The sequence below is a fragment of the Pandoraea horticolens genome (assembly GCF_902459555.1).
GTDB classification, from domain to species: Bacteria; Pseudomonadota; Gammaproteobacteria; order Burkholderiales; family Burkholderiaceae; genus Pandoraea; species Pandoraea horticolens.
The window spans coordinates 63,991-87,728 of the sequence record NZ_CABPSM010000015.1 but is presented as its reverse complement, the minus strand read 5'-3'; the positions used below and the strand labels follow the sequence as shown (position 1 = coordinate 87,728).

Sequence of the window (23,738 nt, the reverse complement as noted above, 5' to 3'; positions counted from 1 at the left end):
GCGTGAGCGTGGGGACCGGGCGAGCTAAGCCAAGCCTGGTGGGTATTTTGCAAACTTTTGATTATACGGGAAATCGATCCCGTCACCGCGTCGCGCCGCCAACCGCACTGCGAAACGACGCTGGTCAGCGGAGAACGGCAGGCCGTAGACTCCCCCTCAGAAGTTCCGCATTGCAAAACATTGTTCCGCGCAATGCCGACGACCACGAACCACGACGAATGCACAGGAGATACGAATACGATGGGCGCGCTGAGCCATATCCGGGTGTTGGATCTTTCGCGAGTACTGGCCGGGCCGTGGGCCACGCAGAATCTGGCGGATCTGGGGGCCGACGTCATCAAGGTGGAGCGCCCCGGCGTGGGCGACGACACTCGTAGCTGGGGGCCGCCGTATCAGCGAGACGCCAACGGCAACGACACGCAGGAGGCCGCTTACTATCTCGCGGCCAACCGCAACAAGCGCTCGCTCACGCTCGACATCTCGCGCCCGGAAGGGCAAGCGATCGTGCGCGCACTCGCCGCGCAAAGCGACGTCGTCGTCGAGAACTACAAGGTCGGCCAACTCGCGAAGTACGGCCTCGACTACGCGTCGCTCAAGGCCACCAAACCGGATCTCGTCTACTGCTCGATCACGGGCTTCGGCCAGAACGGCCCGCACGCGTCGCGCGCCGGATACGACTTCATCGTGCAAGGCATTGGCGGCTTCATGAGCATCACCGGCGAGCGCGACGGCCTGCCGGGGGGCGGCCCTCAAAAGGCCGGCGTCGCCATTGCCGATCTGATGACGGGCATGTATGCGAGCCTCGCGATCATGGCCGCCCTCACCCACCGCGACCGCACGGGCGTGGGTCAGTACATCGACATGGCGTTGCTCGACACGCAGGTCGCCATGCTCGCCAACATGAACACCAACTATCTGGCGAGCGGGAAGCCCCCCGTGCGCTGGGGCAATGCGCACCCGAACATCGTGCCGTACCAGACCTTCCAGACGGCCGACGACGGCTGGATCATCGTGGCGGTGGGCAACGACGGGCAGTTCCGCAAGTTCGTCGAGGCGGGCGAAGCGCCCGCGCTTGCCGACGACGCGCGTTTTGCGACCAACCCATCGCGCGTACGTCACCGCGACACGCTCGTGCCAATTCTCGCGCAAATGGTGTGCAAGTTCGGCAAGGACACCTGGATCGACAAGCTCGAAGCGGCCGGTGTGCCGTGCGGCCCGATCAACACGCTGCCGGAAGTGTTCGCCCATCCGCAGGTCATCGCGCGCGAGATGGCGCTGGAGTTGCCGCATCCCTCGGGCGGTGTGGCCCGCCTCGTCGCCAGCCCGATGAAGATGAGCGAGACGCCGCCCGTGGCCCGTAGCGCTCCGCCCACGCTGGGCCAGCACAGCGACGAAATTCTGCGTGAACGCCTGGGCTTCGACGACGCCAGGATCGCGCAGTTGCGCGGCGACAGCATCGTCTGACACCCGTAAGAAGGGCCTGACGCGAAGCCAATCGCGACAGGCCCTGCCTTACCGGCGCGACCCACACCACGCGCCGATTCCTCATACGGGCATCGCCCGCCTGCCCGTCTATTCGTATTGCTTGCCCTCGGCGAGCAGCGCCGGGGTGCCGATCACCGCATTCAAGCCATCGAAGTCGAGCATGCGTTCACGCCATGCCGCCGTAGTGCCTTGCTCGTGCAGATTGGCGTAGTACCCCTGCAACGTGTTGGCGACAGCACGCGCCGTCCCGCCCGGGAAGATCACGATACGGAAGCCGATGTCGGCGAGCGCCTGCGCGCTTTGCACCGGGGTCTTGCCGCCTTCGACCATGTTGGCCAGCAACGGCACGCGCTGTGCGAATCGCGTACACGCCGCCGCCATTTGCTCCGGGCTGCGCAACGCTTCGATGAACAGCGCATCGGCCCCCGCTTCCAGATAGCGCTCGGCACGATCGAGCGCGGCATCGAGACCTTCGACGGCCACGGCGTCCGTTCGCGCGAGAATCAGCGTGCGCGCATCGTGACGGGCGTCGACCGCCGCGCGCACCTTGCCGATCATCTCCTGCACCGGCACCACGCCCTTGCCGTCGAGATGACCGCAGCGCTTCGGGAAGGTCTGATCTTCCAACTGAATCATTGCGGCCCCGGCGCGCTCGAAGCCTCGCACGGTGCGTTTGACGTTGAGGGCGTTGCCGAAGCCGGTGTCGGCGTCGACGATCACGGGAATCTCAACGCGCTCGGTAATCCGGGCGAGCGTGTCTTCCACCTCCGGATAGGTCGTCAGCCCGATGTCCGAGCGCCCCAGCCGGGTGTAGGCAATCGACGCGCCCGACAGATACAGCGCCTCGAAGCCCGCCTGAGCGGCAATGAGTGCAGACAGCGCGTCGTAGACACCGGGGGCGAGCAGCACATCGCCGCCCAGGCACTGTTTGAGAGACGACGAGGACGTCATGCAGAGGTCTCCTGAGAAGGTGATTGGGCCGCGATCACATCGGCTGCCGTATGCGCTGCGAGAAAGCCTCCCGCAACGGCCGAGAGCAGGCCGTTGCCAGACAGATAGCCCCAGACGGCATGGCCCGACACACCACGCGCCGCGCCACCGGCGGCTAGCAGATTGGGCAGAGGCGTGCCGTCGGGCGTGAGTACACGGCATTGGGCGTCGATATCGAGTCCGCCTTGCGTGTGGAATAGCGCACCGGTGACTTTCACGGCGTAATACGGCGCGGCGATCGCTCGCGCGAACGTACGTCCGTCACCGGCCGTTGCACCAGGCGCCACGGTGTCGAGCGTCTCTCGCAACGTCGCCGCGTCGCAGCCGACGATTCGGGCGAGCGCGTCAATATCCGCGCAAGTCTTGAGCGCCCCAGCGGCTTCTGCGTCCTGAAAGTCGGGGAAGGTTCTGGCGAGCGCCAGCGTTTGCGCATCGAACACGTTCCACGCGACGCCATCCGTCTGCGCCAGCACATACACGGCCGCCTCGGAGTAGCCGTGCGTTTCGTCGTGGAAACGGCGTCCCTCCCGATTGACCTGAATGCCACCGTCCATGATGACGGCCCACGAAATCAGCACACCGTGCGGACTCGCCCACGAGCCGTGTCCCTGATACCCGCCGAGATCGGCCTGTGCCGCGCCCAGTTCGCGCCCCCAGAGAAGCGCACTGCCGTCGTTACCTTCGTGCCCGCCAAACACCGCATGCGTCATCTCCGGCAGCAGTTCGGCGCGAAGCGTGGCATTGCCGCCGAAACCATTGCACGCCAGCAACAGCATGTCGCAGCCGAGATACTCCATCGAACCATCCGGACGAAGTCCACCGACGGCGCATACTCGCCCCGCCTCGTCCACCCATAACTCCCGGACCAGCGTGCGCGTGAGGATAGCCGCGTCGGTCGCCTGCACGGCGCGCTCCAGTGCCGCCATGAGCGCCGCACCGGTACGCTCGGGCAAGCTGTGCATACGACGCACGGTGTGCCCGGGATACAGAAAGCCATCGAGAATCTCGAAGCGCAAGCCATGACGCGCCAACAGATCCATCGCCGGCCCCGAGGCCTGCGTGTAGGCACGCACGAGATGCCCGGCAGCCGTGCCCTGCGTCTTGCCCGCAATATCGTCGGCAAACCGGCGCGGGCTATCGTCGATACCCGCGGCCCGCTGCACATCGCTTCCCGCCGCCGGGATGAAGCCCGACGAGAGTGCCGTGGAACCGCTGGGCACCGCGTCGCGCTCCAATAGTACGCAATCGATGCCGGCGTCTTGCAGGACCAACGCGGCAGTCAGCCCGCAAGCCCCCGCGCCGACGATCACGACACGGGCGTGCGGCAGATCGTCCACTGGCGGCAAGCCATGACGAATCACCGGCGCGCTCATGCAGCAAGCCGGCCCATGAAGGCCTCGCAAGTCAGAACTTCGCCCACGGTGCACAGATCGGCAAGCGCGGCGTCGTGTGCGGCAGGTGTGGGGGCGGCGCAGCCGTCCGAGAGCACGAGTACGCGGTAATCGCGCATATGCGCGTCCCGCGCGGTACTCGCCACGCCGCCATTCGTCACGATGCCGCACACCGCTACGGTCTCGACGCCTGCACGACGCAGCACCCAGTCGAGCTGCGTGTTGAAGAACGCCGAATAAGCCACCTTCCACACCGACATGTCGACGTGGCCCGCAAGGGCATCCACCGTCGCGTGTCCCGTCGTGCCGGCCACGAAGTCACCGCGCCGCAGGAAAGGCCGTAACTGTTTCAGGTGCGGGGAGATCATCGGCTCGCCGTTCGCATCGGGCCAGAGCGTGAACTGACTCGCCGCGACGTAACCGCCCGCCGCTTTGAGCGACGCCGCAACCGGCGCCAGCCGCGCGGGAAGCGCCTGCGCCTGCGGTGTGGTCGCTCTCCCCCGGTCGTACGCACCGCCCGGCGTGATGAAGTCGTTCTGCAAGTCCACGATGATGAGCGCGGTGCGAGCGCTGTCGAGCTTGAGGGTTTGACTCATGTCGTCTCTCCGATACCCGTGCTCAAGCGCTGCGCGTGATGAGCAGGTTGCCCAGCGCGTCGACGCGCCCCGAGAATTCCGGCTCCAGCCAGATCGTCGTATCCGATTGCTCAAGAATCGCGGGGCCCGCCACCGTCGCACCGACCGGCAAATCGAGGCGCGCATATCGCACGGCATCCCACCACTGCCCTGCGTGATAGACACGTTGCGTCCCCAGCGGCGCCGGCATGGCGCTGTCCTGCGGCGCGAGCACCGCGAGATCGAATTTCGGACGCACACCGATGCGGGCGTAGCGCAGATTCATGATGCGCACCGCAATCCCATCGAGCGCACGGCCGAACGCCTCGCGATAGGCAACGTCGAATGCCTGTGCAATGCCATCGCGATGCAGTGCATCGCGCGACACCGGCACACGCACGGTGTGGCTTTGGCCGACGTAGAGCATGTCGAGTTCGATGGCCTCGCGCACCGATTCGAAACGCACGCCCGCCGAATCCAGACGCGTCTGACAAGCCTGAGCAAGCGCCTCCACGCGGGCCACGAGATCCTCGACATCGAGGGCGGCAAGCGGCTGATTGAGTGTCTGCACGCTGTCGTGACGCATGTCGGCCATCACGCAACCGAGCGCCGAGGTCACGCCGGGGTAACGCGGCACGATCCCTGTGGTCGTACCGACCTCGCGCATCATCGCGCACACGTGCAACGCACCGCCGCCGCCGAACGGCATGTAGGCAAACTGGCGCGGATCGTGGCCCCGCTCGATCGACACCACGCGAATGGCCCCGGCCATCTTGGCGTTGGCCACCGTCAGAATGGCTTCCGCCGCCGCATGTACCTCCAACCCCAGCGGCGCGGCCACGTGCTCGCCGATGGCCTGTGCCGCCAAGCCCGCGTCGAGTTTGTCGAGCAAGCCGCCGCCCAGCGGCCGGTCGGCGGCAATACGTCCGAGCAGCACGTTGGCGTCGGTCACGGTCGGGCGCAGATTACCGCGCCCGTAACAGGCCGGGCCGGGAATGCTGCCCGCCGACTCGGGCCCGACTTGCAGCAAGCCGCCTGCGTCCACCGACGCAATCGAGCCACCACCCGCCCCGATGGTTTCGATCTGGATCATCGGCGAGCGCACCACCATGCCGAACTCGATGGATGTCTGTGCGGAGAGCGATGCCTCGCCGCCCGCCACAAGCGAGACATCGAACGACGTGCCGCCCATATCGCCTGTGACAACGTTGGCGAAGCCCGCCGCGCGCGCAATCGCCGCGCACGCGATCACACCGGCCGCCGGCCCCGAGAGCGCGGTGCGTACCGGGACATCGCTGGCGGTCTGCCGCGACATGATGCCGCCATTGCTCTGCACGACGAGCAGTTCACCGCCGAACCCTTGTGCCTTCAGGTCGCGCTCGAGCCGCGTGAGATAGCTGCCCACCACCGGTTGCAGCGCCGCGTTAAGCGTGGCGGTCGAGCACCGCTCGAATTCGCGGATCTCGGGCAATACTTCCGTCGCCGCCGTCACATAGCCGTTAGGCCAGAGGGCGCGAACCGCTGCGACCGCCCGCTGTTCGTTGACAGGGTTGGCATACGCATTGATGAAGAACACGCACACCGCTTCGCAACCGGCTTCAAGCAGCGCACGCGCCGCCGACTCGACCTGAGCGATATCGACGTCGGTGTGGATCGTGCCGTCCGAGAGCACGCGCTCATCGACTTCGATGCGCAGGTCGCGCGGCACGATCGGCGTGAAATCGCCGCGCAGCCCCCACGTGGCGGGACGGTCGCGACGGCGCATCTCCAGCACGTCGCGAAAGCCGGTCGTGGTGATGATGCCGGTGCGGGCGACCTTACGCTCGAGCAGTGCATTCGTGCCGACCGTCGTGCCGTGCACGATGGTCGCGATGGCCCCCGCGCCTGCCGTCTCGGCGGCAGCGCCGACACGCCCGATGCCGTTCATGAAACCGCGCGCTTCTTCGCCCCGCGTCGACGGCACCTTGACGATGCGTGCCGCACCGGCCGCCTCGTCGAGCACGAACAAATCGGTAAACGTGCCGCCTACATCAACACCCACGATCAGCGGGGCCCCGGTCGTTGCTGCTGTGCTCATGCCTGTTGCTCCTTCGTTGCCTTGCCGCTCGCGGCATCCGCCACCTGCGTCACATACCCCATCGCCCGGTCATGCGCGCGCGCTGCCGCGTCGCGCCGGGCGGGATCGCCGTAACCGCCGCCACCCGGCGTCTCGAGCCGCACACGTTCACCGCGCGCCAGCCGGATGCCGAGCATCTTCGAGGCCATCGGCGGCGTGCACCACTCGCCATCGTTCTGATACCGGAATACGTTCGGCACCGACGCCTGACCACCCACAATGCCTTGCGGCGCCGAGCGGCCGCGCTCGCCGAACACAAACGCTTCTGCGCTGTCTTCCAGCAGTTCGATCTCATAGATCGCACCCAGTCCGCCCCGATGCTCACCGTCGCCCGCCGAGTCGGGACGCAGCGCCCACTGCGTGAAACGCACGGGATAGGCCGCTTCGAGAATCTCGACGGGCGGAATCGTGGCGGTCGAAATCGGCGCGTTGCCGTGCGACAGACCATCGCCATCCATGTGGCCGCCGTGGCCGCCACCGAAGAAGCTGAACATCACCCAGCGCTGGCCGCGACGCGCCTCGTCGGTGCGATAGCCCGCGATCGACAAGGCATTGATCGTGCCGTATGCCTGCGCCATCGCGCGTTGCGGCGCGGCTTTGGCCATCGCACAGAAGATCACGTCGATCATGCGCAGGATTGTCTCGGTATAGCCGCCCACGGGGCGCGGGCGCTGTGCGGAAATCACCAACCCTTCCGGCAGTTCGAATTGCACCGCGTCCAGCACGCCCGCGTTGGCGGGCACATCCGGGAACAGGTGTTTGAGCGCCACGTAGCAGGCGGCAATCGCCGTCGCCCGGGAAATGTTCACCGGCCCCATGCAGGCAGGCGACGTTCCGGTGAAATCGAGCGTAAGCGTCTCGCCCTGCACGCGCATGCGCAGCGCAATGGTGAGCGGCACATCGCGCACCCCATCGTTATCGAGCATGTCCTGATAGACGTACTCGCCATCGGGCAACGCGGCCACATGTGCACGCATGAGCTTGACGGCACGCTCGCGCAGTTGGCCAAGGGCCTCCTGCACCGTCATGTCGCCGTATTCGTCGAGCAGATCTGCCAGACGTCGTGCGCCGAGGGTCAGCGCCGACAATTGCCCGTTCAGATCGCCCCAGAGGCTGTCGGGCAGTCGCGTGTTTGCCTTGAGGATCGCGAGCACGTCGGCATCGAGTTCACCACCGCGAACGATGCGTACCGGCGGAATCTGCACGGCTTCCTGCCAGCACTCGGTCGCCGCCGGGTTGTAGTTGCCCGGCACCGCACCTCCCACGTCGTGCCAGTGCGCGGCCGACGCCAGAAAGCAATACAGCTTGCCGTTGCGAAACACCGGACGCACAAGCTTGAAGTCGTTGGCGTGGGTACCGCCCTCGTAGGGGTCGTTGAACAGCCATACATCGCCATCGACCATGCCGCCGCGCTCTGCCGCCGCGCGCGCCGCCGCCTGCACGGCGAAGGCCATCGCACCGACGAAGACGGGCAGGCCCGACTTGCCCTGAATCAGCGTGGCGCCAGTGGCCGCGTCGTAGATGCCGTGACAGGCGTCATGCGCCTCGGCAATGATGGGATTGAACGCACTGCGGTAAAGCGTCGCGTCCATTTCGTCGGCGATCTGCTCCAGACGGCCCTTGAGGACCGCCAAAGTGACGGGATCTAGCATGAGGAAACTCCGTTGGATGTCGCGTGGGGTGCCATACGGCGTTGCTTGAGCAGGTTGAGCAGCCCGCCTGCGTCGACCATGTCGAGCAGAAATCCCGGCACGGTCTCGCAGGCGAGCCGGCTGCCGTTGGCACGCTCGACGAAGCCTTCGCGCGGCGAAAGCCGCAGGGCTTCGCCCTCGGCAACGCGATGCGCGTCGGCGCAGGTCAGTAACAACAGCCCCACATTGAAGGCGTTGCGGAAATACAGGCCATTGAACGACGGCGCAATCACAGCGCGCACGCCGAGATAAACCAGCGCCGCTGCCGCCTGCTCGCGCGACGAGCCGATGCCGAAGTTCGGGCCGGCGACGAGCACGTCGCCCGCCTGCACGCTCGCCGCAAACTCGGGGCGAACGCGATGCAGGCAATGGCGCGCGATCTCGTCGATGCCGAACTTCATGTAAGCACCCGGCGCGAGTGCGTCGGTATCGATATCGGCGCCGACGACCCAGGCGCGATGCGAGGTGCTGCGTGGATCAACAGTCGTGGTTGGGGTGGTCATGGCAAACGTGTGACGAACAAAGTCAGGCGAGCAAGTCGCGCGGGTCGGCGATGCGGCCAGTGAGCGCGGCAGCCGCCACCGTATAGGGCGAGCCGAGATAGACCTGCGCCGTCTCCGCCCCCATGCGCCCCTTGAAATTGCGGGCAGTGCTCGACATGACGGTTGCCCCTTCGGGAATCGAGCCGCCGTATCCCGCGCAGGCACCGCAGGTGGTGGCAAGCACCTGCGCACCGGCAGCCGTGAGCACGTCCATCACGCCCTCGCGAGCCGCCTGCGCCTGATCTCGCTGCGAGGCCGGGGCGACGACGAAGTGCATACCATCGGCCACGCGCTTGCCTCGCAGCACGCGGGCCGCCGCGCGCAGGTCCTCGAGCTTCGCCCCCGTGCAGGCGCCCAGATAAGCGACGTCTACCGCGACATCGGCGAATTCGCCGACGCCGCGCGTATTGGCAGGGCTGTGCGGCGCGGCCACCTGCGGGGCAAGTGCGCCGGCATCGAACGAATGCACTTCGGCGGCGGCGCCCTCATCTGACTGCCAGCGCTCGACGTCAATGGCGGCGGTCGCGCCAACCGAGCGCAGGTAGTCGAGCGTGGTCGCGTCGGGCGCAATCAGCCCAACCTGCGAGCCAAGTTCGGCGCTCATGTTCGAGAGCGTCATGCGCTCCTGCATCGACAGCGCACGCACGGCCTCGCCGCAGAATTCGATGGCCTGATAACGTCCGCCATTCATGCCGAAGCGGCCGATCATGTGCAGCATCATGTCCTTCGCGGTTACACCGTCGGCCAGACGTCCGTCCCAGCGCATCTGAAGGGTTTCCGGCACTTTGACCCAGATCTCGCCCGAGACGGCGACGCCCAGCATTTCGGTGCTGCCGATGCCGAACATATAAGCGCCGAACGCCCCGCCGGTGGGCGAATGCGAATCACCGCCCACGCAGAACATGCCGGGGCGCAGATGGCCGTGTTCGGGAACGACCACGTGGCAGATGCCAACCGAGTCGTAGACGTTGGGCAGCGCCTGCGCGCTCGCCCAGCCGCGGGCGATGCGCACGATACGCCGCGATTCGTCGTCGAATTCCGGCACGTAGTGATCGATGACGAGCACCACTTTCGATTTGTCCCACAACTGTGCGCCCAGCGATTCGAGCATCGGTTGCAGACGGCGGGGGCCGCTGGAATCGTGAAACATCGCGAGATCGACGCGACAAGTGACGATCTCGCCCACGGCGACCTCGTCGCGGCCACAGGCGGCCGCCAACAGTTTTTGCGTCAGCGTTTGAGCCACGGTCATTCCCTTACATTCCGAGATAGGCGCGGCGCAGGTCGCTGCTCGCCAGCAACTCGGCGCACGTGCCGCTGTGACGGATCGCGCCGTTCTCCAGCACATAGCCGCGCTGGCCCGTTTCCAGCGACTGCCCTACGTTCTGTTCGACCAGCAGGATCGACAGGCCATCGTGTTGCAGGCGGGCGATCAGCGTGAAGAGTTCTTCGACCATCAGGGGCGAGAGGCCCAGCGACGGTTCGTCGAGGATGAGCAGTCGTGGCTCGGCCATCAGGCCGCGGCCGATGGCCAGCATCTGCTGCTCGCCACCGGACATCGTGCCGGCGGGCTGGGCAATGCGTTCTCGAAGACGCGGAAACAGATCGAGCATGCGCTCCAGGCTTTGCTCGCGCGACGCGCGTCCACGGGCGAACGCCCCCAGCATCAGGTTTTCGCGCACGCTCAGGTTAGGGAAGATGCGGCGGCCTTCCGGCACCTGAATCAGCCCCGCCTTCACTACGTCGCGGTAATGACGCCCGGTGAGGTCGTGTCCGTCGAACCGCACGCGTCCGGCCCACACAGGGTTAATGCCCGAGAGCGTGTTGTTCAACGTGGATTTGCCCGCGCCGTTGCTGCCGAGCAGCACCACGATCTCGCCTGCGCCCACGCTCAGGTCGACGCCGCGCAGCACTTCGACACGGCCATAGCCGGTGCGCAAGCCCTCCACTTCCAACAAATGACTCATTGCGCACCTCCCGACTGCGCAGCGAGCCGCGCCGCTGTGCCGTGCCCCAGATAGGCTTCGATCACGGCGGCATCGGAGGTGACTTCTCGCGGCGTACCGGCAGCGATCAGCTTGCCCTGCGCGAGTACCCACACATGCTCCGCAAGACTCATGACCGCGCGCATCACATGCTCGATCATCAGCACGGTCACCCCGCTCTCGGCGATTTCGCGCACCACGGGAATCATCTCGTCGATCTCGCTCGGGTTAAGGCCCGCGAGCACTTCGTCGAGCAGCAACAGACGCGGGCGGGTCGCCAACGCTCGGGCCAGTTCGAGACGCTTGCGACCGCAGACGGTAAGGTCGGCGGCGGGCTTGTCCAACTGGGCCTGCAGGTTCGTGCGAAGTGCAATTTCCTCTGCCTCGCGCAGCGCCGCGCGGCGCTCACGTTGATGCAGATGCGCGCCCACGGCGATGTTCTCGCGCACCGTCTGCGCGCCGAACGGCTGCACGATCTGGAAGGTGCGCGTGAGCCCCTGGCGCGCGGTTTCGAACGGGGCTTGCCCCGTGATGTCGCGTCCCTGAAACTCGACACGGCCCGCCGTTGGCGTCAGGAATCCGGAGAGCAGACCGAACAGCGTCGTTTTCCCCGCACCGTTCGGGCCGACAAGCGCCGTGAGCGTGCCCGGATTGACGACGAGACTCACGTCCTGAACGGCCTTGAGGCCGCCGAACGTAATGGACAGGCCATTGGCCTTCAACAGCGCCTCAGACACGGGCGTTCTCCTCATGCGTGGCGGCCGCTTGCGCATCGGGCGCGGCAACCGTCTTCTTGTCCGTTCCCAGCAACCGGCGCACCGACGCTCCCGCGCCGGTAATGCCGCGTGGCAGGAACATCACGATCACAATCAGCACCACGCCGTAAATCACCATCGACAGGCCCGGCAACTCGCCGAACAGATTTCGCGTGAACTCGCCCAGTGCATACAGCACCGCCGCGCCCAGCACGGGCCCCCAGAGCGTGCCCAAACCGCCCACGATCACGCCGACAAGTGCCTCGACCGAGATCGTCGAGCCAAAGGCAATGCCCGCGTCGATGTACTGGAACATCTGCACGTAGCACATACCCGCCGCGCTCATGAATGCGCCAGAGAGTGCAATTGCACCGAGCTTCACGCGCAGCGGATTCACGCCGACCGCACGCGCTGCGTTCTCGTTGTCGCGCACGGCTTGCAGCCACGCGCCGAAGCGCGAATGCCGCAACCAGGCCGTGACGAGCAGCGCGGCCATCACGAAGAAGAGCAGAAGCGCCGCATAACCACGCGGCGACGCGAATTGCAGATTCCCGACGCTCTGACGCAACGGCACCATCAGCCCCACGCCCGCCCCGGTGAACGGCAGCGACACGGCGAGAATCCGGAAGACTTCCGCGAAGGCCAGCGTCACGAGCGCGAAGTACGACCCCTTGAGGCCGTAGCGAAACGTGATCGCGCCGATGACGACGGCGATCACTGTCCCCATCACGATGGCGAACGGCATCGCCAGCCAAGGGTTCCAACCCCACTGCAACTGCGCAATCGCTTGCGCGTAGGCGCCTACGCCGAAGAAGAGCGCATGCCCGAACGACAACTGCCCGCCGAACCCGCCCAGAATGTTCCAGGACTGCGACAGCAGCACGGTATAGAGCGTCATCATCACGAACGACAACCACACGCCCGATTGCAGCGCGGCCAGCAGCGCCGCGATCACGACGCCGAACAACATGATCCAACGAAGGTCTCTCATCGTTTGCTCTCCCTGCTCATGCCCGCGCACCGAACAAGCCCTGCGGACGCAGCAGCACGACGATGATGAAAATGGCGAAGATGCCCATCTGCCCGAGCGAATCGCCCAGCCATAGCCCGCCCAGCGACTCGACCACACCGATGAGCAGCCCCCCGGCGAGTGCGCCGGCGAAGCTCCCCATGCCGCCGAGCACCACAATGGTGAAGGCCACCAGCACGAAGCCGCTGCCCACTTGCGGGTTGACGTAGTACGTCGGCATCAGGAAACAAGCCGCCGCGCCCACACACGCCATGCCGATGCCGAACGACAGCGCGTAGACCCGCTCGACGTCGATCCCCATGAGCTTCGCGCCGTGCTTCTCCTTGGCAACGGCACGAATTGCACGGCCGAGATCCGTCGCCCGCATGATCCAGAAGAGCAACGCCGCCGCAGCCAACGCGCCGCCGAATGCGATGAGCTTCGGCACAGACAGCATGACCGGTCCGATGTCGACGGTGGCGAGCGTGTAAGGGGTGTCGATGGTGTGCGTATCGGACTTGAACCCCACCAGCGCAAGGTTCTCCAGCACGATGGCAAGCCCGAGGGTGACGAGCAGAATGTTCTCGTCCTTGCCGTGGCTGGCCCGCTCGATCACGCAGCGTTGCAAGCCGTAGCCGAGCGCAAACATGCCTAGTGTGACGAACGGCAGCGCAACATACGGATCGATGCCGAGCTTTTCCTTGAGCAGCCACACGGCGTACAGCGCGATCATCAACGCCGCGCCGTGCGAGAAGTTGATGATGTGCAGCACGCCGTACACGAGCGTGAGGCCCAGGGCGATGAGCGCGTACACCGCCCCCGTGGTGAGCCCGTTGAGCACGGCCGACAGGAGAATGACCGGGTCGAACATCGCATCAGGCCTTGAGCGGGAAGATCGGCGCCACCTGACGATAGGTGTCCGGCAGAATCACATTGATGTCGCCGCGCGAGACCTGCGTGAGCAGCGGCTGTGCGCCCGTGTTCTGCCCGTTGACGAACTTCGTCGGGCCGTAGGGCATGATGTGGTCCTTGAACGAACTCGATGCGAGCGCCGCCGTAATCGCCGCGCGATCGACGGATTTGGCGCGCTCGATGGCATCGGCCAGCAGCATCATCGCCGTGTAGGTCATGAAGACCTCGTAACTGAAGAACGCTCCCTTGGCTTGCGTGCGCGCTTTGAGCGTCGCCACGCGCGGGTCTTTCGGATTGAACCAGTGGTTGCAGTCGATGATGCCGTCGGCGATGTCCGGAAACTCTTTGAGGAACTTGTAGCTCGACGCCGCGCCGCCGAGCACCGAGTAGATCGCCTTGGGCTGCACCTTCTGCTGCTTCATCGCACGCAGCAGTAGCGCGTATTCGTTGTAGTAGTTCGCCGGAATCACAATGTCCGGATTCACCGAGCGCATGCGCAGCACGATGTTATTGAAGTCGCGCGTCGGGTTGGCGTGCTTGATCACTTCCTTGATCTCGAAGCCGCGGGCGGGCAATTCCTTTTGCAGCAGCGCGGCCGTGCCCGTACCGAAGAGCGACTCTTCGTGCACGATCATCACCGTCTTGGCCGGCTTCCCGGCGGCGTTGTTGAGGGCGGCGAGATCGTCGACCGCGCGCAGCGAACACATGCGGTAGCCGGGGCCAAAACGGAAGGTGTTCGTCAGGCCGCGCTCCACGATCTGGTCGGCCACGCCCACGTCAACGACATGCGGCAGGCCATATTTCGCCGCCGTTTGCGTCGTCGCCAGACAGATCGCCGACGCATAAGCGCCAACGATGGCCGACACACCCGCCTCGTTCATCTTCTCGACTTCCGCCGACCCGGCCTCCGGGCGCGACTGTGCGTCGCCGAGCACCGCCTCGATGGGCTCACCGCCAAGCGACTTGATGCCGCCTGCGGCATTGATGTCGTCAATGGCCAGCAGTGCACCGAGACGGCACTGCTGGCCGGAGTAGGCCAGCGCTCCCGTGACGGGATGCAGCACACCGATCTTGACCGGCTTGCCGGCGGCGTGCGCGAGCCATGGTGCGCTGGAAGTGGCAGCGAGCGCGGCCATAGCAGTGGACTGACGCAAGAACGTGCGACGCGAACTCATTGACGATTCTCCGGACGTGATCAGTGGAATTGGGCAGACAGTTCTTCGCTGACCCAGACCTTCGCGTCGATATTGCCGACACGAGAGAGTTGAAGTTGGTACTGGTAGCGATCGGGGCGATACAGGCCTTGCAACAGTTGCACGGGACGCTCGGACACGTCGCGCACGAGGCGCGTGACCGCCAGCAACGCAGAGCCGACGGCGATGTCGAGATGGCGTGCCACGACGGCATCGGCCAGACGAGCGGAAATGGTTTGCGTCGCGCCGCCGAGTTCGACACCGGCTTCTTCGAGCAGCATCAGCAGCGGCTTGCGTTCAAGTTCTTCGCGATTGATCTCAGTGATCCCCTGGGGCACATGCGTCGTGATGTACGACAAGGGGCCAGCCTGCGTGCTGCGTACACGAACGCTTTTGTAGACCGGTGCACCGAGTTCCAGCGCCAACGCGTCGGCAACGGCATCGCTCGCGCCCACGACACTCGATTCGAGCACCGAAACACTCGTGCGCAGCCCCATGTTGACGATGTTCTCGAGCAAGCCGGTCAGATGCGCCTTCTCGCGGGAGATGCCTGGCGTCTTGCCGCCGGTGCGTTGCCCGGCATGCAACGGCCACGTTCCCAGTCCCGGGCGACGCACGACGAGACCATCGGCCACCAGCATTTCCATCGCCTTACGAATGGTGATACGCGCCACACTGAACTGATCGGCCAGCACATGTTCGCCCGGCACGCCGTCGCGATCGAAACGTCCCTCCTGCAACTGCTCGCGTAGCACGAGGTAGATCTGGTGGTACTTCGGAAGCGGTAGTGAGGTATCCATGCGGCGATTCTGGAAGTGTCATAATGTCCGGTCAATAGAACAAAGCGACAGACAGAATGTTCTATCGGGAAAACACCTAAGGCATTCGGCATTACCGGAAGGCGGCCCGCAAATGCAGGCGCCGCAAGGGTTTCCAGGTTCCGGCGCAGCATGCTTCGAGGCTGAGCCGCGATCGTTTTCAGAAGCGGTGACGCAGTCCGACGTAGTAGCTCATCTGGTTGTCGTACCCGTTGAGCTTCACGCCGTTGCCGCCGGTCCAGTTGGTCGTTGACGTGCCGAAGAGCCCCGACCATCCGCCGTCCACTCGCTCGTAGGCGGTCGCGAAGTAGACGTCGGTACGCTTGGACAGGAAATAGTCGATCACGCCGTAGAGCGTCTGCCGTTTGCCTCTGAAATTGACCGCGCTCGTGTTGTCGTACATATACGCCGCGATGAATTGCCACGACGGATTGAGCAGGTAACTCGCGCCGAGCGTGAAGAATTGATCTCGTCTTGCCGCAGAGAACACAGAGCCGATGGCGGCGACGGTCGTCGGCGTGGCGGCGGTGCTCATGTTCGTGATCGATGCGTAATCGGTGCCGCCGTTGGACACGTCGAAGCCGGCATCGCGCTGACTCTGGAGATAGTCGGCGTGGAATTTCCACTGCCCATAGCCCACCTTCGCGCCGAGCGACCAGGTCTTTGCGAGACGGCTCTGTGAGTCGTGCGTCTGTTGCACCTGCGCGGTGAATACGCCACCGCTTTGCTCCCACGACACGCCGCCCGACGCCGACGAGCGCGCCGAGCCCTGCCCCGCGATGCCGCCGAAAGCGTATTGAAGATTCATGCCGAACGGGCCGAACTTCTTTGTCCAGGTGAGCGCGTTGTTGAAGCGCTGCCCCGTCAGGAAGACGAGCCACGAGTTCGTGGGCGGTGCGCCGATGAAGATCGGATCGACCATCGAGATCGCCACTACGGCGCCCGTGTACTGACGGCCAAGCGCGAATTCGCCCCAACCGCCTTGCAGCGCGACGAAGGCCTGCCGGCCAAAGAGTTGCCCTTGTTGATCGAACGTCCCGGCCTGCGAGTTGAAGCCGTTTTCCAGAACGAAGCGCGCCTTCATGCCGCTGCCGAGATCTTCCACGCCTTGCAGACCGAAGCGGCTTGCGGAGAGGAAGCCTTCGCCGGCCTGATTGACGGCGTAGATGCGACCGCCATCGGGGCTCGCGTGGTTCTGCGAAACGATGGCCGCTTCCATCACGCCGTAGAGCGTGACGCTGGATTGTGCCAGGGCCGGTGCCGCTGTCGTGGCGAGCAGCAACGCGGTGCAGGCAGCGGCAGCTGAGGGAGCGAGGGGTAGCGTTTTGCGTGTGAGGCGTGTCATAGGCGTGCATCCTGCTTTTGTTGAAGAAAACAGTTTCCCGATGCGCCGTGCGCTTGCCCGAGCCGTGAACGGAAAGCTCACTGGGCTGGGCAAACGCGAGGGCGCACGAAGCCGCGGCGTGAGCGCGCGGCGCACGTCGGACGGCGAAGGACAAAATGGGAGAGCACGCTGACGCGATCTGCATCGCGAGGCGCCACGTGCCTACGGAGAAAGCGACTTATTCGCGCAGAACGCGATACGCGGCGCGCTTACGAGCGAGCGTCTTCATTGGCGTTGGAACAGCGGAAGTCATCATGGCGACGACTCTAGGAGCGCCAATTTGTAGCGTCAATGGAACAAATGGCGAGCGCGGTTGTTCTATCGGGAAATTCCCGAGCCGCGAGCCTCTTCCAGAATCCATTTCGAAAATGCCTGAACTGGCCTCTCACTCAATTCCATCGATTCGGGAAGCACAAGGCAAAAGTTCTTGGTGAGCGCCTTGCCGTCTGGCCAGGGCGCGACCAAACGGCCTTGCTCAAGCTCGGCGCCGATGTACAGACGCGGCACTAATGCCACCCCCAAACCGGCTAGTGCAGCTTCTATCAGCATGACGTGGAGATCGTAACGCGCCCCCACCGCCGGGTTGGTAAGCACGATGCCGGACGCTTGCGCATACCTCTGCCAGGCATCCGGGTTCTGCCTTCGGTGAAGCAGTGGCAACGCATCGAGCGATGTGTTTGCACCGGCTTCGGCAAGGAGCGCCGGGCTACAAACCGGCACAAGAATTTCTTCCAGCAGGTGATGCAGATGCATCCCCGCCCATGCGGGATGTTCAAAATGGATGGCCGCGTCGAAACCGCTTCCAGCAAGCAGGAAGGGGGCCATACGTTCCGCAATATGCACGGTAATGTTCGGATACTCGCGCTGAAAGCGCTTCAGCCGGGGAATGAGCCAACGGGCAGCGAAGGTGGGACTGGCAGCAATATCGATGCTCGCCCCCTCGATGGGTTGTCCCATCAGATACAGGCTGTCTCGCTCCAGCCGGTCCAGAATCTCCCGAACCTGCACCGCGTACCGCGTGCCGTGAGGTGCGAGACGCACCCGATTTCCCACTCGCTCGAACAGCGCAACCCCCAAGAACGCCTCCAACCGGCCAATCTGACGACTGACTGCGCCCTCGGTGCGTGCCAACTCCTCGGCCGCGCGGGCGAAGCTGCCGTGTCGAGCCGCCGCTTCGAATGCCAGAAGCGCTGAGTTGCTGGGGATTTTGCGTGGCATGGGGGTCTCGTCGATTCGAACGTGCTCGGGTCAGCTTGAGCAAACATCACTGAAGACTGACGTTAATTCGCTATAAACGCTGAAAATGCCAGATTACCATTACGTTACCGCACTAAGAATGCGTTTTTCGCAGCAAGGTGCTCATCCGGTACAGAGGACAATCTGATGATCTACACCGTGGAATGCAGCTTCGCCGATTCTCACAGCGAAGCCGAATGGAACGACTTCTACAGCCTTGAAAAGCTGCCCGCCCTGATCTCGGTCACCGGCTTTCACACATCGCAACGCTTCCGGTCGATTAGCGACGGCTGCCCCGTCTATCTCGCCATCCACACGATTGACGGCCTGGAAGTGCTGATGGGAGAGGAATATCGTCAGAAAGGCGGTGGCAATTTCGCGAGGTGGCAGCAACACATCACCGACTGGCACCGAAATCTGTATAGCGATATTGGTCTTGCGCCGGCGGTCGGTGCCGATGAAATCCTCGTGCTTTGTTCAAGTGGCCCCGATCCTCTGATTCGGATGGGCCTCGAGCCGCTGGCCATGCACGCCGTTGCGTTGGAGAAGTTTCCGGAGCACCGCTGGCTCGCCGTTCTGCCGCGGGCAAACGCTCCGCTTGTCGAGAGCATCGTCGATGGCCTTCATCTGTACGCACCGATGACAGAGCAACTGACAAGCCCCCGCCCTCTTTCGACAGCGTCGACAAAGTAGGTCTGCAATGCCGAACGTCACATTCCATATCGAGGCGGGAAGCATGCCTTCCGGAGAGCGCCTTGCCGGGCTTTCCCGCGACTGTGTCGAGCTTTGTACGAACGTCCTCGAGGCCAAACTCGAAAACGTTCACGTCATCTATCTGGATGTTCGGCATGGCCACGGCCATCCCGTCTTCGCGGAAATCCAGTATCGCCTCGAGACGTTTCGCACGCCCGCGGTAATGAATCAGTTCATGGAAGGCTTGGAGAGCGCCATTGCCCGCCGCACAGGTCTCACGGCACGCATTCGTTGTTTTGGCTACGCGGCGCCGAGCATCCACGCTCGAAATTAATCGATCAGGAGAAGTGTTGTGCCCGTTCCCGTCTTTCCGAGCCAGCAAGTTGGCGATTTCACCGTTACCGCCATCAGCGATGGCTACCTCACCGCCAGCCTCGACTTTCTCTCGAATATCGAGGCGTCCGAGGCGTTCAGAATGCAGCGTGATGCCGGGCAGACGGTGCCCGACGCCGTGCATATCAACTGCTATGTGGTACGCGGCGCGGGTCGCACCATCCTCATCGATGGCGGGGCTGGCGGTATCAAGCAATGGGGTGGCCATCTGAAGGCCAATCTGCTGCTCGCCGGTATCGAACCGTCCTCGGTCGACACGATCCTGCTCACACACGCCCATCCCGACCATGTCGGGGGACTCGTGAATGCCGCCGGACAGATTGCCTTCCCGAACGCGGAGCTGGTCGCTCATTGGCGAGAGGTCGGATTTTGGCAGGATGAGGGAAATCTCAGTCGTGCGAGCGAGCGGGCACGCGGCAACTTCCGAATAGCCCGTCAGGTGTTCGATGGCTACAGCGACAGGCTGCGGACTTTCGATGATGGGGAGGTGCTTCCGGGCATCCGCGCGATGTCATTGCCGGGGCACACCGATGGACACACGGGATACCTCGTCGAATCCCGGGATCAAAGCTTGCTGGTTTGGGGGGATGTCGTGCATTTTCCTCACATCCAGATTGAACGCCCCGACGTCTCGATTGCATTCGATCAAGACCCCACACGGGCGGCCACCACACGATCGAGGCTTCTGGACATGGTCAGTTCGGAGGGACTTTTGATCGCCGGTATGCATTTGGGCGAACTCGGCTTCGCGAGAATCAAGCGGACGCGGAACGAATACGACCTGCTTTACATGACCGAAGCCTAAAGCGATGGTGGCGCGAGGCTGCGATCCGCCTCGCGTCGCCCTCATGATTCGCATTCCCGGCAACCGTCGGCGGAACATAGACGGTGGTGAAGCCCGATGGCGATGGTTTTCGTGAACCTGTTGGACGGGGCTCTGCCGGACTTCGATTCGCGCTTCATCTCGGTGACGGGGAAACGCGACGCCGACGTCGCTCCATTTCTGCAAAACGTGCGTGAGCGTGTCGATGCGAAAACCCGGCAACGGGCAGACAAGGGTAGACGGATCGCGTCAGGAGGGCATCGCTATCGAAAACAACGCTACGCCCGAAAGTGTAAGGCCAACATCTCGTCGATGTTTCCTGTCGCCTTCGATATCGACATCCATTTCGAGTACATAAGCTAACGCCCGCGCCTTCACGTGAAACGTTTTTGCTATACTCTTGCGCTCGTGTTAAGCCTAAGTGGCCGATGTGCACTGATTTGCAAAATGAATGCCAGCATGCTTCCGTGCTGTAGCAGATTTGCAGCGGCCACAACGTGATACAGCAGGTTGCGGGGTGATCTGGCGTGATACGTTAGGGGTATCACAATCAGCCGGAAAGCCCCGTAGAATAAGGCGATGTCCCTGATTTCAAAGGGCGTCGCGCTAATGGATAGAATGCAGTCTCTCCCTGTAGTTCAATGGATAGAACGAGTGCCTCCTAAGCGCTAGATACAGGTTCGATTCCTGTCGGGGGGACCATCCAGATATGGATTGCGGCGTTCGCTGCGATACCTATGCCTTCGGTGCCGCCTCACCTGCCAACGCCTTTGCGTCTGGCCGCGTGACAAACGACTGCGCCTCATCCATCAATCGCGTGCTGAGCCAGCCCTCACAGTCGGCCGGCTTACCGGGGTTTCATGAATACCGTTGGCACGCCCTGGCAACAGCAAGTCAGACGCTATCCCACCCGAAACCGTCGACTGGATCGACTGGCGTGGTGCAGTCGACTCAGCGGCCACAGCGCTGCTCGCCATGGCCATCGAGTTTCAGGGCTGAACGCGCTGACGCCCCAACAGCGCCATCGAATTGCGCGCCATTGGAGCTTTATCGAGCATCAGGCTGTCCAGCGCTCACCCACCTGCGCCGTCTTGACCCACGCCATGAACGCTGCGGCTTCGGGGGTGTCTGCCGGTGCCGACCAGCTCGCGTAATCGGACTCGACGAACGGACGGTACGGACCATGCTTCACTTCGAAAATCACGGCCCCCGGATCCAGCGACAGCACGGTGTGATGGGTGCCCTGCGGCGTCTCCGCTACGCTCGCGTCCTCTCCGAGCACCTTGCGGTCGGTGACGATACCCGCTTCGTCGAACGTCAGCACAATAAGACGGCCGCGCAGCGCCGTGAGCAACTCCCACGTATGGCGATGCAGATGCGGGCGAATGTACGTTGCCGGCTCCATCGCAATGGCCAGACGCTGAATCGGATCTTCCAGCGACTCGTGCAGGTTCTGGTTCATGCGGGCACGCGGCGACTGCTCGGCTTGTTGTGTCAGCGTGTCGAGCGCAGCGAAAGTCAACGTTTTCATATCAGAATCGTAGGGAGTCAGAGGATAAAGCGATCGCGGCGTGGCAGCGACGGCCATGAGTGTAGCAAACCGATACGCCGCTTCCATCCATAAAAAAACCCGCCTCGCGGCGGGTTCTTGACTTCGCACTTCACTGCGCCAACGGCGCAACGACGTGCTTAGTACATCTTCTTCTTCAGCGTCTGGCTGCGCAGACGCTTACGCAGACGGGCCACGGCAGCAGCCTTCTTGCGCTTGCGCTCAGCCGTCGGCTTTTCGTAAGCAGCGCGTGCCTTGACTTCCTTGATCAGGCCCGTGCCGTCGATAGCGCGACGGAAACGACGCAGTGCAACTTCAACGGGTTCACCGTCTTTGATAACGATCTTGGTCATGCAATATCTCGAATAGTGATTCGGCTCATTCGAGCCGGATATTTAACTTACCGAGCAAAGACACCCTTCCCCGCCCTGCCGGAGACTCCTCCTGCCAGGCGCGACGAACGGACTTGCTACGGACTTGCACTACACCACATCCGGCGGGACCGCGACTCACCTCCTCTGCGATCTCCCGATTGGCATTCGACGCCCCGCTCGCTACCGCGAACCCGCATCGCGCCTTCCAGACTGGCTGAACGGTTGATTGATGGCGAAGCAGACACTCATCGTTCGTCAGTGAGCGCCACCCCCCGCACTGCCCATATTTTGGACAAGGTCGTGATTATACACATAAAGTGGGTGAAATGCACACGGATTGGCCTTCCCCAATACACAGGGCCCCACCGGCAGGCGGCGGAGCCCGTTGCAACCAGAGGAATGGCATCGGCCTCCCCCGCCGGTCATGCCGACGATACTGTGTGCGAATCGGCCTGAAATCCACCTTAGAACTTGTGGCGCATGCCAGCGATGACGGCGATTTGCGACTGCGCGCCCGTGCCCGTCGGGCCGCCAACATTGTCGATCGCGGCCACGACAGCGTCACCCGTTGCGCGCTGGTAGACACCCGTCAGGTACGTTTCCGTGCGCTTGCTGAACGAGTACACACCCCCCGCGTTGACCTGGAACCAGCGCGGCTTCGTGCCCTTAGTGATGCCCGAGAGCGCCGTTGCACCACCCACGCTGCCATCGCTGTAGATGAAGGCCAGACCACCCAGCAGGTTCGGCGTCACCTGATACTTGCCGTTCAGTTCAAACGTATTCACACGAATCGACGACTGATTCGTGTAGCGAACCTTGGCGTAGCTGTACACGAAACCGACCGTAGCAGCCTGAATCTGGTACGACACGCCAGCCGCCGCGATGTCGTGCTTGTCGACGGCGCTCGTATAGAAGATGTCGGTGGCGCTCGAGTAATCGTTCGTCACAGCACCACTGCCGTTGGCCGTGCCCGGGCTTGCCAGGTGCATATAGCCAAGTGCCGCCGTGAGCGGGCCGTTGGCATACGAAGCACCAAGGCTGAACGCGTTGTTATGCGAGAAGCCCGTGCCGCTGCCGGTGTTGGCTTCGTTGCTGAAGCCGTACAACGCGCCGAACGAGAACCCGCTGTAGTTCACACTCGTGTACTTGATCGAGTTGTTGACGCGGAACGAGTTGTACAGGTTGTCGATGTCTCCGACGTGCGCGCCATACTGCGTCGCCCACTGCTTGGCCGACGTGATCGGGCTCACGAAATCGACCACGGCGTCATATTGACGACCGATCGTCACGGTACCCGCCTGCGTGCTCTGCAACCCCACGTATGCCTGACGACCGAACATGCGGCTGTTTTGCAGCAAGCCGCCGTTGGTCAGGCTGAAACCATTTTCCAACACGAACACCGCCTTCAGGCCGCCGCCCAAATCTTCCGAGCCCTTCAGGCCCCAACGGTTGCCCTGGCCAATGCCGCTCACGGCCTGGAAGTTGTGCGCGCCCTTGGCATTCAGGCCGCTTGCCACATTGTTGACGTAACCGATGCCCGCGTCGATCACACCATAGAGCGTGACGTTGCTCTGGGCCATCGCCGGTGCGGCGACGGCAAAACTGGCAGCAGCCAGCGCCGTGAGTTGGAAGCGCTTCATGTTTTCCTCTTTGATGGTGGTCTTATATTTTTTCGGTCCGTCACTGCGGACATCCCCGGTCGATGTCGGTTGCTCACGTCAGCGATACGAGGCTTGCTGCAACCGCATATGCAATGGAGTACTTATTAAATAACTAGCGGTGCTT

The 23,738-nt window shown here is 63.6% G+C and carries 23 protein-coding genes and 1 tRNA gene; 6 read left to right on the top strand and 18 right to left on the bottom strand.

Translation table 11 applies throughout. The features are described 5' to 3' along the window. Nucleotides 1-240: 240 nt before the first annotated feature. Nucleotides 241-1,464 carry a CaiB/BaiF CoA transferase family protein gene (locus PHO31112_RS21075; RefSeq protein WP_150622745.1) on the top strand — a complete coding sequence of 408 codons (1,224 nt, stop codon included), beginning with the start codon at nt 241-243 and terminating at the stop codon, nt 1,462-1,464. Nucleotides 1,465-1,572: 108 nt separating this feature from the next. Here the strand turns inward: PHO31112_RS21075 and PHO31112_RS21070 are convergent, their stop codons facing one another. The 15 genes from PHO31112_RS21070 to PHO31112_RS21000 form a co-directional block, all read right to left on the bottom strand. Next, complete coding sequence (locus PHO31112_RS21070) at nt 1,573-2,436, bottom strand: isocitrate lyase/PEP mutase family protein (protein ID WP_150622743.1); 864 nt, start codon at nt 2,434-2,436, stop codon at nt 1,573-1,575. Next, nucleotides 2,433-3,848 carry an FAD-dependent oxidoreductase gene (locus PHO31112_RS21065; RefSeq protein WP_150622741.1) on the bottom strand — a complete coding sequence of 472 codons (1,416 nt, stop codon included), beginning with the start codon at nt 3,846-3,848 and terminating at the stop codon, nt 2,433-2,435. The genes PHO31112_RS21070 and PHO31112_RS21065 overlap by 4 nt, the downstream gene beginning before the upstream one ends. Continuing rightward, a complete protein-coding gene (locus PHO31112_RS21060; protein WP_150622739.1) occupies nt 3,845-4,462 on the bottom strand; it encodes a cysteine hydrolase family protein in 618 nt (205 codons plus the stop codon). Before PHO31112_RS21060 ends, PHO31112_RS21065 begins: the two co-directional genes overlap by 4 nt. Nucleotides 4,463-4,484: 22 nt before the next feature. Further along, nucleotides 4,485-6,557: a hydantoinase/oxoprolinase family protein gene (locus tag PHO31112_RS21055; RefSeq protein WP_150622737.1), complete on the bottom strand. Its 2,073-nt coding sequence runs from the start codon at nt 6,555-6,557 to the stop codon at nt 4,485-4,487. Then, the gene (locus PHO31112_RS21050) at nt 6,554-8,248 is read right to left on the bottom strand and encodes a hydantoinase B/oxoprolinase family protein (RefSeq protein WP_150622735.1); all 1,695 of its coding nucleotides are present in this window, start codon (nt 8,246-8,248) and stop codon (nt 6,554-6,556) included. Before PHO31112_RS21050 ends, PHO31112_RS21055 begins: the two co-directional genes overlap by 4 nt. Further along, entirely contained in the window at nt 8,242-8,790 is a 549-nt protein-coding gene (locus tag PHO31112_RS21045; protein ID WP_150622733.1) for a LeuD/DmdB family oxidoreductase small subunit, read from the bottom strand. The genes PHO31112_RS21050 and PHO31112_RS21045 overlap by 7 nt, the downstream gene beginning before the upstream one ends. A 22-nt stretch (nt 8,791-8,812) precedes the next feature. Continuing rightward, entirely contained in the window at nt 8,813-10,081 is a 1,269-nt protein-coding gene (locus tag PHO31112_RS21040) for a 3-isopropylmalate dehydratase large subunit (RefSeq protein WP_150622731.1), read from the bottom strand. 4 nt (nt 10,082-10,085) lie between these two features. After that, nucleotides 10,086-10,796 (bottom strand): ABC transporter ATP-binding protein, encoded by a 711-nt coding sequence (locus tag PHO31112_RS21035; RefSeq protein ID WP_036661642.1) that lies wholly within the window; start codon nt 10,794-10,796, stop codon nt 10,086-10,088. After that, nucleotides 10,793-11,551: an ABC transporter ATP-binding protein gene (locus PHO31112_RS21030; protein WP_150622729.1), complete on the bottom strand. Its 759-nt coding sequence runs from the start codon at nt 11,549-11,551 to the stop codon at nt 10,793-10,795. Before PHO31112_RS21030 ends, PHO31112_RS21035 begins: the two co-directional genes overlap by 4 nt. Then, a complete protein-coding gene (locus PHO31112_RS21025) occupies nt 11,544-12,560 on the bottom strand; it encodes a branched-chain amino acid ABC transporter permease (protein ID WP_150622727.1) in 1,017 nt (338 codons plus the stop codon). Before PHO31112_RS21025 ends, PHO31112_RS21030 begins: the two co-directional genes overlap by 8 nt. Before the next feature lie 16 nt (nt 12,561-12,576). Next, nucleotides 12,577-13,449: a branched-chain amino acid ABC transporter permease gene (locus PHO31112_RS21020; protein ID WP_150622725.1), complete on the bottom strand. Its 873-nt coding sequence runs from the start codon at nt 13,447-13,449 to the stop codon at nt 12,577-12,579. A gap of 4 nt (nt 13,450-13,453) precedes the next feature. Next, on the bottom strand, nt 13,454-14,665 hold the full coding sequence (locus tag PHO31112_RS21015) for an ABC transporter substrate-binding protein (RefSeq protein ID WP_150622722.1): 1,212 nt from the start codon (nt 14,663-14,665) through the stop codon (nt 13,454-13,456). A 20-nt stretch (nt 14,666-14,685) separates the two neighbouring features. Then, nucleotides 14,686-15,483: a GntR family transcriptional regulator gene (locus tag PHO31112_RS21010; protein WP_150622720.1), complete on the bottom strand. Its 798-nt coding sequence runs from the start codon at nt 15,481-15,483 to the stop codon at nt 14,686-14,688. Between the two features lie 178 nt (nt 15,484-15,661). Beyond that, nucleotides 15,662-16,846 carry a porin gene (locus PHO31112_RS21005; RefSeq protein WP_150622718.1) on the bottom strand — a complete coding sequence of 395 codons (1,185 nt, stop codon included), beginning with the start codon at nt 16,844-16,846 and terminating at the stop codon, nt 15,662-15,664. A 357-nt stretch (nt 16,847-17,203) separates the two neighbouring features. Further along, complete coding sequence (locus PHO31112_RS21000) at nt 17,204-18,103, bottom strand: LysR substrate-binding domain-containing protein (protein ID WP_150622716.1); 900 nt, start codon at nt 18,101-18,103, stop codon at nt 17,204-17,206. A 165-nt stretch (nt 18,104-18,268) separates the two neighbouring features. Between PHO31112_RS21000 and PHO31112_RS20995 the strand changes: the two genes are divergently transcribed. The 5 genes from PHO31112_RS20995 (at nt 18,269) to PHO31112_RS20975 (ending at nt 20,732) form a co-directional block, all read left to right on the top strand. After that, nucleotides 18,269-18,814 (top strand): sugar ABC transporter, encoded by a 546-nt coding sequence (locus tag PHO31112_RS20995; protein ID WP_150622714.1) that lies wholly within the window; start codon nt 18,269-18,271, stop codon nt 18,812-18,814. 7 nt (nt 18,815-18,821) lie between these two features. Further along, entirely contained in the window at nt 18,822-19,148 is a 327-nt protein-coding gene (locus tag PHO31112_RS20990; RefSeq protein WP_150622712.1) for a hypothetical protein, read from the top strand. An 18-nt stretch (nt 19,149-19,166) separates the two neighbouring features. After that, complete coding sequence (locus tag PHO31112_RS20985; RefSeq protein WP_150622710.1) at nt 19,167-20,012, top strand: MBL fold metallo-hydrolase; 846 nt, start codon at nt 19,167-19,169, stop codon at nt 20,010-20,012. Nucleotides 20,013-20,108: 96 nt separating this feature from the next. After that, nucleotides 20,109-20,393 (top strand): hypothetical protein, encoded by a 285-nt coding sequence (locus tag PHO31112_RS20980; protein ID WP_150622708.1) that lies wholly within the window; start codon nt 20,109-20,111, stop codon nt 20,391-20,393. A 264-nt stretch (nt 20,394-20,657) separates the two neighbouring features. Beyond that, nucleotides 20,658-20,732: transfer RNA gene (locus tag PHO31112_RS20975), tRNA-Arg, on the top strand. Nucleotides 20,733-21,087: 355 nt separating this feature from the next. Here the strand turns inward: PHO31112_RS20975 and PHO31112_RS20970 are convergent. The 3 genes from PHO31112_RS20970 to PHO31112_RS20960 form a co-directional block, all read right to left on the bottom strand. Further along, entirely contained in the window at nt 21,088-21,561 is a 474-nt protein-coding gene (locus PHO31112_RS20970; protein WP_150622706.1) for a WbuC family cupin fold metalloprotein, read from the bottom strand. 158 nt (nt 21,562-21,719) lie between these two features. Beyond that, a complete protein-coding gene (gene rpsU, locus PHO31112_RS20965) occupies nt 21,720-21,932 on the bottom strand; it encodes a 30S ribosomal protein S21 (RefSeq protein WP_010806331.1) in 213 nt (70 codons plus the stop codon). A 485-nt stretch (nt 21,933-22,417) separates the two neighbouring features. Then, nucleotides 22,418-23,593 (bottom strand): porin, encoded by a 1,176-nt coding sequence (locus PHO31112_RS20960; protein WP_150622704.1) that lies wholly within the window; start codon nt 23,591-23,593, stop codon nt 22,418-22,420. Between the last annotated feature and the right edge of the window lie 145 nt (nt 23,594-23,738).